Consider the following 13,060-nt stretch of genomic DNA (forward strand, 5'->3'; position numbering starts at 1 on the left):
GGTTTTTATCGGCAAGCGGCATCGCGGCGCGCTTTACTTCCTGGCTCGCCGCCAGCATTCAGGGGCGTTTGCCACTGGGATTCGGGAGCGGAGATTGACGGAAAAGAGGTCACGGAAGGCGCAGCAGGGTGGTCGCAGGAAGACCTCCGCAGCCAAGGCGCGCTCGCGCAGCCAGGCGAATGACCTCGCCGTCGGCGCGAGACTCAAGGTAGTGCGCGAGAAGGCCGGGCTTTCGCAGCGCGAGCTGGCCAAGCGCGCGGGGGTCACCAATGCCACGATTTCCCTGATCGAGCAGGAGGCGCATGCGCCCTCGCTCGCCTCCCTTCACAGGATTCTGGCGGCCATTCCTATCTCCATGGCGGATTTCTTCGCCTTGCCGGCGTCGCAGCAGAACGTGCTCTTCTACGACCCGGAGAGTCTCGCTGTGGTGACGCGCGGCGCGGCGGACTTGCGGGTGCTGGGCAGCGAACGGCGGGACAAGTCGCTGCAGCTGTTCATCGAGCGCTATCGGCCGGGCGCGAGCACCGGAGTCGAGCCGGTGGTGCATCAGGGTGAGACTGCTGCGGTGGTGGTCCAGGGGGTGGTTGAGGTCGAGACGGGCGGCGAGGTGCGCCGAATCGAGGCTGGCGGCGGCTACCAGCTGATCGGCGCCCAGCCCTATCGCCTGAGGAACGCAGGCCGCACGATTGCCGTCGTCGTCTGCGCATGCACGCCACCGATGATCTGACGGGGGCCCACGTCAGAGGCTGCGGATAGGGATATTCGAGGTGTATAAGGGAATCCCCGCATACCCGCATGACTTCAGGAAAGTGTCGGTCGTACCATGCGCCACCTCCCGGAAAGCCGAGGGCCCGATCATCACGGAGCGGATGGGAAGAAGACCGCCTCCATCGACAGCGACTTCCATGTATGGGCTTACACCCATCCTCGTCGCTCGAAACGCAAGCGGACCGAGTTCCTCCTTTATTCCCCCGAGCACCAGCCTCCACTCGCTCTCGGGCTCGAAGGCCGGATGCTTGAAGTGAATGATGCAGCGGAGCACCAACTTGGCCATTGCCGTCTTCATCACGTCCATGTCCTGCTGTGCTACGTCCGCTGGAGCGTCGTGCTTCATGAACGAGTTGCAGGCCTGAAGAAGCTGATGGATCCTCGTGCGCTGACTCTGCTGCGAGTACTCCACCTTGATGAGAACAGGCCTCGGGGACAGCAGCCTGATCGCTTCGTCCCGCAAGTCCAGGCCTATCGCATAGGACGTCGTGTCCTTGCTGTACTCCCGCCACTGGGAAATCAGGTTCTTGCGGTCGCACAAGCAGAACAGGTATTCCGACCTCGCATTGGCAAGCTGGCGGACCCACAGTGGAAGGTCGGACAGCCGGCCGGAGATCTCTGCCAGCGCCCCTGACTGTCTCACCTCTTCGAAGCAGGTCTCGAATTCGCTCAGGCCATAGTCAAACTCGGAACCGTCGTTCATGTGGCCGTAGTAGGTCAGCCAGAGCTTCCTTGACCGGAGAATGCCGTGGAAGCAGGCGGTGCTGGTATAGTGATACAACTCGTCGGGTACGGCAGGCCTCTTGCTCACTGCCGGAACCTTGCTCAGCAGATGTTCCAGAATGGCTGCCAGGTCGAGCATCAGTCCTCCTCGATCGCTCAGAAATTGAGTCTGGTGTTCACAAGAGCGGGTATGTTCCCGGACGTGCCCCTGCATAAGCGTGATTGAAGATCAATTCTGGAGTGGAAACCCGTTGGCCGCATTGACGGCGGTCAAGAAGTGATGCGCGGGATCGTGGGCCGCATGGAGGGTTATGCTGATGACATTCCATGGAGCAAGAGCACAGGCCGGCATGGCTGTGCAGGCAGTCATCCGCGAACCCGTCTCCGGTGGACAATCCCTGCTAACAGGGAAGAAAACAGCGATCTCTCGCGTAATTGGCTCTATCCCCCAGTAAAGGGGGGACGATTCATCGCTTAAGATCAGCCTATTAATCCAGAAATCCCTGGAACTGGAACAGGGATCGATTCGGGAGGATCAGCGAGGCTAACTCCCCTCGCTAGTGAATTAATGATCTCCAATGTATAAACTAGCGCCAACTGCGACGGTCTCTGTTGAGGAGCTCGATTCGCTCCACCCCTCCTCCCTCACCTACGACTACAACGTGCCTTTGCTTTGTAACAACTTGTTCGCATGACGTTCCGAATTGGATCGTGGGACGAACCACCTCAATAAAACGGCCTTGCGACAAAACTCACTGAGCGTATATCTACACACATCGAGAGCGCGGACCACAATGTGGTTCGCGGTTACGCCAGGAGGCGGGCCGCTCTCGCAGATCACTGGGGATGATGACAAACTTGTCGTGGGCATTGCCCAAAGCACTTTGTTTGCTCATTGCCCATCAGGGGTCGCGAACCCGACACTCCCGCCTGCGCTTCACGCCATGACGGGGCACTAAAGGAGCCAAACATGGCAAATCAGCTCAAGAAACCTGGTCTCTCCGATGCGGTCGAATACGGAGAAAGCGACAACGTTGGTTACAAGAAACCGCCCAAGAAATACCAGTTCCAGAAGGGAAAGTCGGGAAATCCAAAAGGGAGGCCAAGGAGGCTAAAGACCCTGAAGCAAGCACTTCTCGAGGAGGTGCACAAGCAGATAAAGGTGGTGGCCAATGGCAAGCCGACAACGGTCGCCGGCTTACATCTGCTCGCTAAGCAGATGGTGAAAGCAGCAATCGAGCTCAAGAAGCCCGCGCTTCCCCATCTGCTCAAGCTGCTCCAAGAGGCGGAAGCAGAACGTGCCGATATGGATGCTGCAGCCGCTGCGGCGGAGAAGCAGGCACTGGAGAACCCGACTTTCTCGTGGACCGAGGAGCAAGAGGAACTGTACCGCGAACTCCAAGAAGTGCTTGCGGCTGAGAAGAAGGAAGAGTGAAATGACGAACAGAGTTGAGCTCACACGCTCCAACTTCACCGGCGGTCTTGCCGCCAAGAGCCGGATACGCCGGGAGACGATGGCAGCGTTGGCATCGGCTCCCGACATCACCAGGTCCCGCCGCAATGACATTCTGCCCAACTTGACTCTCGAGCAGATAAGTCTGTCGGATCTGAAGTCGATGCCCCACAGGACGCGAAAAGTCATGCCAGCACATGTGCGCGAAATGGTCGGGTCCATCTCAACGTTTGGGTTCTGTGTGCCCCTGCTCATTGGCAGAGAAAACCAGATCATCGACGGAGAGGTGACACTTGAGGCAGCCCGTCAACTCGGACTTGAAAAGGTCCCCGCGATTCGAGTCGGGCATCTATTGGAAACGGAACAGAGGGCCCTGAGGCTCGCCGTTAACCGGCTGGGGGAGAAGGGCGAATGGGACCTGGAGGCGCTCAGAAGCGAGTTCAAGGAGCTGGTCATTCTCGATGCGCCGCTTGAGGTCATCGGCTTCTCTCTCGACGAGATCGACCATGTCCTCCTCAATTATGAGGAAATCCCGGGCGTTGAGCCCGGGTCACTCGAACCGGAGCGCGGCCAGAGGGCAGTGGCGCGGCCAGGAGACGTCTTCTGCCTTGGCCCTCATCGGGTTGCCTGCGGAGATGCAACGTCGCCCATGGTGTGGGAGGGCTTGATGGCGCCTGCGGGAGCTCTCGCTCGGCTGGTGCTCACGGATGAACCCTACAACGTCCCCATCGCAGGGCATGTCTCGGGTAAGGGGCATCGCGAGTTCGCCATGGCTTCGGGCGAAATGTCGGATGTCGAGTTTCTGCAGTTCAACGAAGCATGGATGACCGAGGTTGTGGGCTATCTTGCAGACGGCGGGGTGTTCGGCACCTTCATCGACTGGCGCGGCTGCCCGATCGTGCACAAGGCGGCGACTGCCCTGGGCCTTGTGCCCCTTAACCTTATCGTTTGGGCGAAGACCAATGGTGGCATGGGGAGTCTTTACCGCTCCCAGCACGAGCTGTTGCCTCTGTTCAAGAAGGGGAACGCGCCACATGTCAACAATGTCGAGCTTGGCAAGCGCGGGCGGTACCGGTCCAACCTCTGGACCTATCCCGGCGCCTCGTCACTCGGCTCAGATGCCCGTCGAGGACTCCAGGATCATCCGACGGTCAAGCCGACAGCAATGCTCGAGGATGCTTTGCTCGATCTGACCAATCGTGGCGATCTCGTGCTCGATCCGTTCCTGGGGTCCGGATCTACGCTCATCGCCGCGCATAGCACCAGTCGGATCTGCTACGGTGTAGAGCTTGATCCGCTTTACGTTGATGTGATCGTCCGACGGTTCGAGGAGGTCACCGAACAGCTGGCGACTCTCTCGGAAACAGGTGAAACATTTGCTGCCCTTCGTGAGCGCAGGAAATGCGAAGTCGAGTTCGCTGAGGGCAAGGAAGGAACGGGATGAGTTCAGGATCGGGCGTAACTCAGCCGTAGTCTCCAGGGCATGCGCATCCCACTCAGATCCGTGTCACGTCGGTGCAAGTGCCTGACCGACCGGCCCGCCATGTCCACTGCAAGACGCAGTCCTCCTGTTCCCGTGTTTCAATGGCCCCTGGACGAACTCGACGCACCATGGCGACTGCTTCCGGAGCGTGCATCCCCAGTTCGACGAGCATGAGAGCCGCAACCGTGCCGGCGCGGCCAAGTCCGCCCTTGCAATGCACGAGCACCCGGGTACCCGCACGAACCCCGTCGATCAGCGCCGGTCCATGCTGGCGCCAGGCTTCCATGAAGCGGTGGTCGGGCACCGAGAAGTCGGTGATTGGCATGTGCAGCCACTCGATGCCGCGAGCTGCGGCCTGAGTACCGATCTCCATCACCCCGAGAGCACCGATCTCCTGCGGTTCGATGAGGGTGATCATCCTGGATGCACCCCAGCCCCTGATCGCTTCGAGATCCAGCCCGAGGTCGCGGTCCCATGCGCCCGACAGGGCCTCGAGCTGCTTCTTGCCCGGGCAGAAGGTGATGCCGATGGCACCCCTGGCGAAGGGTGTACCCACCTCGGCGATCTGCAGGGGATGGGTGATGCTGGTGCGGGGCGTCATGGAGAGGCCGTCCTTTCGAGTGACCGATGGTGGAGGCGGTCGGCCAGTTGGGTGATCCGATCACGCCAGGCGAGGAGGTCGAGCCACTCGTCCGGTATGCCGGAGACGCCCCACAAGGCCCCGGCGAGCTGGCCGGCGATTGCGGCCGTCGTGTCGGCATCCTCGCCGAGGTTTGCGGCAAGCAACACGGACTCAGGAAAGTCCTTGGCATTGCCGACGGCCCAGAGCGCCGCTTCAAGGTTGTGGATGACATAGCCCGAGCCCCGCACCTGCTTGCGATTCCAGCCGACCGTCTCCATCCGCATGGCGCGACCCACCTTCTCCGGCGTCCAGCCCGGCCGCGGCGTGAACAGCTCCGCCTTCCGCACCCCCCGGATCGCCTCGGCCACGAGTCCGGCGTAGGCCGCACAAGCAGCCATCGCTTCCTCGGCCCCGTGGGTCACCGCACTCTGCCGGCGGGCCACATCGAGGAGAGCTCCGGGATCGAAGGCATGGAGGATGGCAACGGGTGCGAGCCGCATCAGGGAGCCATTGCCGGCCGACTGCGGATCGGTGCTCCCCGCTACGGGGTCACCGCTCCTTCTGAAGCGATCCAGCGCCCCGCGGACCGTGTTCCCGATGTCGAAGCAGCGGCCATTGTGGGAATACTCCCCCTTCTCGGCCCAGTGGCAGAAACGCTCCATCAGGTCACGCTCGTCGAGACCACCCTTCTCGGCAAGGGAGGTGCCGAGCGCCAGCGCCATGGTGGTGTCATCCGTCCATTCGCCCGGTTTCAGCCGAAAGGGGCCGCCACCCACGATCGTGGTAAGGGGCTCGTAGCTGTCCTTCGGCCTGAACTCGAGAGTGGTGCCCAGCGCATCCCCGACCGCCAGCCCGAGGAGGGCGCCACGGGCGCGGTCACGCAAGGCCTGGTCCTGCATTTCGGGCATGAAATCTCCTGTTCCGGAACCGGCGGCTCCCGATTCCCCTTGATGTGGATGCATAAAGTGTTATGTTTACACTTATATATTCACCAGCTTAGTGTTGTCAACACACTTTTACCATGACCCAGTACTGCTACGACTATCCCCGGCCCGCGGTGACCGCTGACATTTGCCTCTTCACCGTGGTGGAGGACTACCTCCGGATCCTGCTCATCCGCAGGGGTGGAGAACCGTTCAAGGGACTCTGGGCGCTCCCTGGCGGCTTCCTGCAGGAGGAGGAAACGCTGGATGAATGCGCGGCTCGCGAACTCAGGGAGGAAACCGGCGTTGAAGTCGCCCATCTCGAGCCCTTCGCCACCTTCAGCGATCCCCGGCGCGATCCCCGCTATCGGGTGATCACCGCTGCCTACTTTGCGCTCATTCCCGCTGCCCGCCACGCGATCAAGTCAGGTTCCGATGCCGACGACGCTCAGTGGTACAGCATGGCGAGACTTCCAACGCTCGCTTTCGACCATCGGGACATCGTCCGCGTCGCCAGGCAGGCGCTTGCGGAGAAACTCGACCGGGAGCCCCTCGCCTTTGCGCTGCTCCCACCCCGCTTCACGCTAACCCAGGTCCAGAAAGTCTACGAAGCCGTCGAAGGTCTCCCCCTGGACAAGCGTAACTTCCGCCGATCGATCCTCTCCAAGGACTGGATCGAGGAGACCGGTGAGTGGGAACGCGGCAACCGCAGGCCAGCGATGCTGTATCGACGCAGCAAATGAATCTCCTGAGGCAATCGTGCCGCTTGCCACCCACGAAACCCGGTGACCCCGAGCGACTAAAGGATCGAACTCTCCTGGAGAGGATGCGTGGCGAAAGCACCCGAATGCGCTTCCGAGACTGGCGCTGGGCATGGTTAGGCGACTCCGACCGAAACCATCGACGAGCAGTGCAGAGGAGAATGCAGAGGGGAAGATTGTAGCAGGCTGTCTCGTGCCCATCGAGGACGTTCGTGCCGGAGGTCAGATAGCTGAGGGGAACACTGTCTCGCTGGCAGTATCGGCGGGTCCCGGGAAGCGACGGCACGCACCAGCGCCACCGCGCCCCCGGATGCCGAGAATCCAAAGTGTTGATGGCCGAGTGCTTGGAAGTGGCGGCTGTGGTGTCCCCCGTAAGTGTGTTTGCCATTCAGAAGAAGATCTTGATTTTCGTGAGCGCTTGACAACCATAGAAACCTCACCAGAAAGTTGCCGTGCGCATCTGGCGAGGGGGTCATGAGCGGATTGCCCGATTACTACGCTGTTCTCGGCGTGCATCCAGCAGCGGAAGACGAGGTTATAGCAGCAGCGTACAGGGCGCTTGCGAAGAAATACCACCCGGACGCAGGTGGCGAAGTCACTGCAGATCGCTTCGTAGGGGTGCAGGAAGCGTACGAAGTGCTCAGCAACCCCGAACGGCGAGAGGCCTACGACAAGGCTCGGTCGCGCAGGGAGAATGCGGCGGGCACAGAAATGCCTCCGGCAGATGAATCCCTGCGGCGGCCGCACCAGGCAGAGAGCACACGATCAGGCGAAGCGCCAGCAGCCCGCAATCCGGATCATTGGCGACAAATGGCATTGACGTTGGGTTTGGGCATCCTTGCGATTGCTGCCACCGTTCTTGTGGTGAAGGCAGGAAAGGACAACTACTTCACCATTACATCAGCTGATCAAGACGCAGATGGCGGCGCAGTTTCGAAGGCTCCATTCAGTAACATTGATGCAAAGGGAAGCATGGGAGAGCAGACCCAGGGGAACTCGGTTCCTGTGGATCCCAACGAAGTTTCGGCTGCAGGTGAGGAGACCGTGCAGAAGATGACAGACAGGATTCTACCAGGGCCGGGCGAGACTTTGCCGGCCCTGGACGACATCAGCAACGATCCTTCACCGTTCGAAAGCAAAGGCGACATGCCGGAGTCCGCATCGACCTCAAAGAAGCAGATCATGGATCGTCTGCCGTAATCAGCAGAACACCTCCCAGCTGGACGATGCGAATCACTGTCGAAACACCGTGAGGACGGAGGCGGTCTGTGCTTGTCAATGACCGCTCCTCGCTGCAATCTCATCCCAACTGGGCCGGCCGAATGGATGTCCTTTCAAGCCGTTCGCCTGACAGGTGGGAGGGTCCGACATGAAGCCAGCAGGCAAGGTCAGGCGCGTGGCGATCATCGGGAATGGCTTCATGGGACAGGGAATCTCGCAGGTCTTCGCCCGCGCCGGAAAGTCGGTGACGCTCATCGGGCGGAGTGCCTCCAGCCTCGAGAAGGCCATCTCCGCCATCAGCCGCAATATCGATGCCTTCGTGACACGGGGACTGCTGGATGAGGCAGAGGCCGCAGCCAGTCTGGCCAGGATCGCGACCTCGACGCGGATCGAGGATGCTGCAGCGGCTGACCACGCGATCGAGGCCGTGCCGGCAGTGCGGGAAACGCAGATCGAGGTCTTTGCGCGCCTCGATGCGGCCTGCGCACCAGACGTGGTGCTGGGCTCGACCAGCGGACAGCCGATCAGCCTGATGACCGGCGGCATGACACATCCGAAGCGCGCGGTGGCCATGCACTTCATCTATCCCGCCCAGCTCATTCCCATCGTCGAGGTGTGCGGTGGACCCCAAACGGCGCCGGAAGTGGTTGAGTGGGCCTGCGAACTGCTGCGGTCCGTGGGACAGACCCCCGCGGTGATGCAGAAGGAAGTGGACGGCTTCATCATCAACCGCCTGCAGTTCGCGCTGCTGCGGGAGGCATGGTCGATGTGGGCCGATGGCGTGGCGTCGGCCGAGGCCATCGATACCTCGTTCAAGCTGTCGCTGGGGCGGCGCTACTCCGTCACGGGACCGATCGAGAGCGCAGAACTCGGAGGTCTCGACATCATGCACAAGTTCGCCGAGTTCCTTCTGCCCGATCTGGATACCGCGAAGGCGCCGCCTCGGGCCGTGGGCCATCTGGTGGCGGCGGGACATCTCGGCCTGAAGAGCGGCCGGGGCATCTATGACTGGGCGGCGCGCGATGGGCAGGCCCTGCTGGCTGCACGTGCCGACCGCTTGTTCCGGCACCGGGCGGAGGATGACAGCAAGGCGTGACACCTGCGAATGGCGGCGCATATCGGCGTTGTCGACCCGTGAGTCTGAAGCTGAGCAGAAGGCTTTGGCGCCGGCGCCAAAACGTCAGGGCCTTTTATCGACGCTCAATGGAGAACCCCTGTTTGGAGGTGACCGACGCGCCCGGAGAGTTTCGAGGAGCACGGGCGTGGCACTGCGCCGGAGTTCGCTTGATGGAGATTTCTCAAGCCCGGTTCGGGGTCCCGACAACGTGACTGGTTAAGACTTGCCCCCAAACAGCTGACTTGCCATACGGCATAAGTCCCAGTCAACCGCCAGAGTTGCTTGTGACCACCTCTCAACGCTGTTTCAATACCGCGTCGGCACGGCTCGACAATGGATCGAATTGGATGAGCGTGCTCTAAATCGTTACCGCGTCCGCTGAGCTATTGTCCCGGCAGTACCACTCCAGTGGTAGCAACAGATCTCCCGGGAATTTTGCCTCGCGAGTTGTTAACGCACCTCTCCGACCGTTGCTTCGAGGCAATACAGGCACCAGCCGAGATATCCCGCCCGCGCTGCTTCGTACTGACGCTCTATTCGCGTTCGTGCTTCCTCGAACATCTGATCGCCCAACCGAGGCCGAAACTTGCTCTCGAGTGCCTGCAGGTTGTGTAGCACTGCCGCGAACGTCCACTCGGCGTTCTGTGTCGATTCAATCCTTTCGTGGACGATGAACCCCATTTGCGCGATGAATCGATCGTAAGTGTCCACTGACCAGAGGAAGGGCGCTCGAACATGTCGAATGAGCCCTTCACGGTCGTCATCCGGCATGTCATCCGACAAGGTCAGATCGGTGAACAACAGTCGCCTTCCAGGACGCACAACTCGCCGGGCCTCTGCAAACACCTGCTGGCGATCGCGCGCATACAGCAGCGCCTCCTGACAGATCCAGGCATCGCAACTCTTGTCTGGCTCGGGCAGTAAATGAAAGTCACCAAAGTCAAACGTGACGCGATCGTTTATTCCCGCCTCCCCTGCTCGCGCGCGAGCCTCTGCGAGCTGGTGTTCGGAAATGTTGGTGGCAAGGACTTCGACTTCTGCCGAACGGGCTAGGTGAATGGCCGTCGTGCCAACACCGCAGGCCACTTCGATGACTCGGTCTCCCGGCGATAGTTTCAAGGCTGCAACGATGTGGTCTTTGAGCCGATACTGAGCAGTAGCAAGCGCCTCTCCTTGCTCGACGAACAGTCCCATATGCAGGTTACCGCCCCACATCCGGGACATGAGTTGTGAGACTTGGGCATTGAAGTAGGATCGATATGCCTCCTGCTCGGCAAGAACTTCGTTTGATTGAGTCGGCATTGGACTGACCTTTCTATGGTCGCTGCGGCATGGCGCCGTTCACAGCACCTCAGCAGGCGGGTCCATCGACTTGAGAGTGCTCTTATCTGCGGAGCTTTACAAATGGAGTTCAGCATGTTTTATTATGACGGCAATAATAATACAAGCTTGCGAGGTGACCGCCTTGACCGAACTCGTAAATGCGCCCAAGGGGGTTGCCAGCTTCGACGGCCCGCAACTCGTCAGGCGCGAGGAAGCAGCCCGCTTCCTCTGGGGAGACGCCAAGTCGGGTCAGGTGGCGGACCTGATCTATGGTCGGAACGCGCGCATCAGCGCGCTCATCTTCAAATTGTGTCCCGGCGGCCTCTTCCGGTCCTCGGATACATGGAAATCCTACTTCGACCAGCACCGGTACTATTATGTCCTCAAAGGGCAGCTGACGATCCAGGACCCCCAGTCGGGCGAGGTCCAGACGGCTCGCGCCGGCGAGGTGATTTACTGGCGCGGCGCAAAATGGCACTTCGGGTTCAACTTCACTTCCGAGGAAACGGCGGTCCTCGACTGGTATGCCCCACAGGAGCGGGCCCCGCATATCCCGGAAATCGAGTTTGCCAAGACAAAGCCCGCTGCGGAACCGGCCAAGCCCGGCCGTTTCGATCTTCTGGGCAAGTGGCCTGAGAACTACCTAACGTCGGTTCAGGCCTCGCTCGGGTCCGGAGGCATTGTCCGGGTCTCGGAGCGGGAAGCGCTGGGCTTCATCTTCGGTGAAGAGAATCCGGTCCTTGAGAATATCCTGGTCAGTTCGAGCGAACTCACGGCCGGTACGGTCGCGCTGCCGGCGGGGGCCAAGAGCGACGCCCGCAGTCACCCCGGCGACAAGGTGATCTTCGCGCTCGAAGGGCAGACGCATGTCTACTTGCCCGAACTCTACCAGTGGCACGAGCTCAACCCCTGGGACGTGCTCTATCTCCCGCCGAACATCCCCCACCATTATTGGAACTACACGGGTGCGAGCTCCAAGTTCGCATTCATGGTCGTTCCCAAATACATCTGAAGAACACTACCAGGAGGAAACAATGAAACTCGACAAAGTGATACAGCTTGCGGCCCAGGGAAGGCTCAGCCGGAGGGAGTTCATGCAGGCCTGCATGGCTGCTGGGCTCCCCGCGGCCTCAGCCGGCACCCTCTTCTCATCGGCGGCGCAGGCAGCCCCCAAGAAGGGTGGCAACTTCCGCATCGCACTGGGGCATGGATCCAGCACCGACACGCTCGATCCGGCCACTTACCTTGATTACTACATGGGCACGGTTGGCTGGGGCACACTTGGAAATGGCCTCACCGTTTTTGATGAGAAAGGTAACGTCCAGCCGGATCTCGCGGAGTCCTTCGAGGGCTCGGACAAGGCCGCGAAGTGGGCGTTCAAGCTCCGGAAAGGCGTGGAGTTCCACGACGGCCGGACGGTCTCAGCTGAAGACGTCATTGCCTCGATCCGCCACCACATGGGTGAGGGATCGAAGTCCCCCGTCAAGGCGCTCCTTGAACAGGTCACCGACATCAAGGCTGATGGCGAGCAGATCGTCTTTCAGCTGCGCGCCGGCAACGCCGACTTCCCCTATATCCTCAGTGACTATCATCTGCCCATCATGCCGGCGAAGCCGGATGGGTCTGCCGACTGGGAATCGGGCATCCGCACCGGCGCCTATCAGCTGGTGGAGTATCAACCCGGCGTTCGGACGGCACTCAAGCGCAATCCCAATTACTTCGGGGAAACGTGGTTCGACACGGTGGAGGTCCTCTCGATCAAGGACCCCACGGCACGGACCAATGCCCTCACCAGTGGCGAGGCGGATTACATCGACCGGGTCGATCTCAAGACCCTGCAGTTCCTGCAGTCCGATCCGAACATCGAGGTGGACCAGGTCAGCGGCTATGGCCACTACACCTTCCCCATGAACGTCACCGTGGCGCCCTTCGACAACCCCGATGTGCGGAACGCCATGAAATACGCCATCAACCGGCAGGAGATCATCGACAAGCTGTTTGGCGGAATCGGTACCCCAGGGAACGACAATCCGATCGCGGCAAGCATCAAGTATGCCGTCGACCCGCAGCCGGTTCACACCTATGATCCGGAAATGGCCAGGAGCCTCCTGAAGAAGGCGGGGCTCGAGTCACTCAAGGTGGACCTGTCGGTCTCGGATGCGGCCTTCGCCGAAGCTGTCGACGCGGCGTTGCTGTTCCAGGCCAGCGCCGCCAAGGCGGGAATCGAGATCAACGTCGTTCGCGAGTCGAGCGATGGTTACTGGGACAATGTCTGGCTGAAGAAGCCTTTCGTTGCCAGCTTCTGGCACGGCCGGCCGACGGTCGACTGGTTCCTCACCTACGCCTACGCAGCCGACTCGAACCAGAACGAGATCTTCTGGAAGAACCCGCGGTTCAACGAGCTTCTCGAAGCCGGACGGTCCGAGCTCGACGAGGCCAAGCGGGCTGCGATCTACGCCGAAGCACAACAGCTCCTGCATGACGATGGCGGTCAGATCGTGATCGCCTTCCCGAAGTTCGTCTCCGCCCACAGCAAGCGGGTCAGCCATGGCGAACTCATCCCCGGCTGGGACGTCGATGGCATGAAGATCGCGCAGCGCTGGTGGAGCACGTAAAAGAGCGCTCGTCTTGCGCCTGGGGGCCGCTGCATCCACCGGTGTGGCAGC

12 protein-coding genes are annotated in these 13,060 nt (G+C 60.9%); 8 read left to right on the forward strand and 4 right to left on the reverse strand.

The window, feature by feature from the left end; all coding sequences use genetic code 11:
- Positions 1-94 precede the first annotated feature (94 nt).
- Positions 95-727: a helix-turn-helix domain-containing protein gene (locus ACK4HL_RS01260; RefSeq protein ID WP_409755894.1), complete on the forward strand. Its 633-nt coding sequence runs from the start codon at positions 95-97 to the stop codon at positions 725-727.
- Positions 728-739: 12 nt separating this feature from the next.
- Here the strand turns inward: ACK4HL_RS01260 and ACK4HL_RS01265 are convergent, their stop codons facing one another.
- Positions 740-1,630: a DUF2971 domain-containing protein gene (locus ACK4HL_RS01265; protein ID WP_409755897.1), complete on the reverse strand. Its 891-nt coding sequence runs from the start codon at positions 1,628-1,630 to the stop codon at positions 740-742.
- An 831-nt stretch (positions 1,631-2,461) separates the two neighbouring features.
- On the opposite strand from ACK4HL_RS01265, the gene ACK4HL_RS01270 reads away from it, so the two are divergent.
- Positions 2,462-2,926, forward strand: a complete 465-nt coding sequence (locus ACK4HL_RS01270) for a DUF5681 domain-containing protein (protein WP_409755899.1) — start codon at positions 2,462-2,464, stop codon at positions 2,924-2,926.
- Between the two features lies 1 nt (position 2,927).
- Positions 2,928-4,388, forward strand: a complete 1,461-nt coding sequence (locus ACK4HL_RS01275) for a DNA modification methylase (protein ID WP_409755902.1) — start codon at positions 2,928-2,930, stop codon at positions 4,386-4,388.
- Between the two features lie 52 nt (positions 4,389-4,440).
- On the opposite strand, the gene ACK4HL_RS01280 is transcribed toward ACK4HL_RS01275, so the two are convergent.
- Positions 4,441-5,028 (reverse strand): cyclin-dependent kinase inhibitor 3 family protein, encoded by a 588-nt coding sequence (locus tag ACK4HL_RS01280; RefSeq protein ID WP_409755905.1) that lies wholly within the window; start codon positions 5,026-5,028, stop codon positions 4,441-4,443.
- Positions 5,025-5,957 carry an ADP-ribosylglycohydrolase family protein gene (locus ACK4HL_RS01285; protein WP_409755908.1) on the reverse strand — a complete coding sequence of 311 codons (933 nt, stop codon included), beginning with the start codon at positions 5,955-5,957 and terminating at the stop codon, positions 5,025-5,027. The genes ACK4HL_RS01280 and ACK4HL_RS01285 overlap by 4 nt, the downstream gene beginning before the upstream one ends.
- A gap of 113 nt (positions 5,958-6,070) precedes the next feature.
- On the opposite strand from ACK4HL_RS01285, the gene ACK4HL_RS01290 reads away from it, so the two are divergent.
- The 3 genes from ACK4HL_RS01290 (at position 6,071) to ACK4HL_RS01300 (ending at position 9,050) form a co-directional block, all read left to right on the forward strand.
- The gene (locus ACK4HL_RS01290; protein WP_409755911.1) at positions 6,071-6,715 is read left to right on the forward strand and encodes an NUDIX hydrolase; all 645 of its coding nucleotides are present in this window, start codon (positions 6,071-6,073) and stop codon (positions 6,713-6,715) included.
- Between the two features lie 492 nt (positions 6,716-7,207).
- On the forward strand, positions 7,208-7,933 hold the full coding sequence (locus tag ACK4HL_RS01295) for a J domain-containing protein (RefSeq protein WP_409755914.1): 726 nt from the start codon (positions 7,208-7,210) through the stop codon (positions 7,931-7,933).
- 169 nt (positions 7,934-8,102) lie between these two features.
- Positions 8,103-9,050: a 3-hydroxyacyl-CoA dehydrogenase family protein gene (locus tag ACK4HL_RS01300; protein WP_409755917.1), complete on the forward strand. Its 948-nt coding sequence runs from the start codon at positions 8,103-8,105 to the stop codon at positions 9,048-9,050.
- Positions 9,051-9,521: 471 nt separating this feature from the next.
- On the opposite strand, the gene ACK4HL_RS01305 is transcribed toward ACK4HL_RS01300, so the two are convergent.
- A complete protein-coding gene (locus ACK4HL_RS01305; RefSeq protein WP_409755920.1) occupies positions 9,522-10,373 on the reverse strand; it encodes an SAM-dependent methyltransferase in 852 nt (283 codons plus the stop codon).
- A 163-nt stretch (positions 10,374-10,536) separates the two neighbouring features.
- On the opposite strand from ACK4HL_RS01305, the gene ACK4HL_RS01310 reads away from it, so the two are divergent.
- Together ACK4HL_RS01310 and ACK4HL_RS01315 are read left to right on the forward strand one after the other, a co-directional pair.
- Positions 10,537-11,406, forward strand: a complete 870-nt coding sequence (locus ACK4HL_RS01310; RefSeq protein ID WP_409755923.1) for a cupin domain-containing protein — start codon at positions 10,537-10,539, stop codon at positions 11,404-11,406.
- Positions 11,407-11,428: 22 nt separating this feature from the next.
- Entirely contained in the window at positions 11,429-13,009 is a 1,581-nt protein-coding gene (locus tag ACK4HL_RS01315; RefSeq protein WP_409755926.1) for an ABC transporter substrate-binding protein, read from the forward strand.
- Positions 13,010-13,060: the final 51 nt, after the last annotated feature.

This window comes from Aestuariivirga sp. (genome assembly GCF_046294715.1).
Taxonomy (GTDB): Bacteria; Pseudomonadota; Alphaproteobacteria; order Rhizobiales; family Aestuariivirgaceae; genus Aestuariivirga.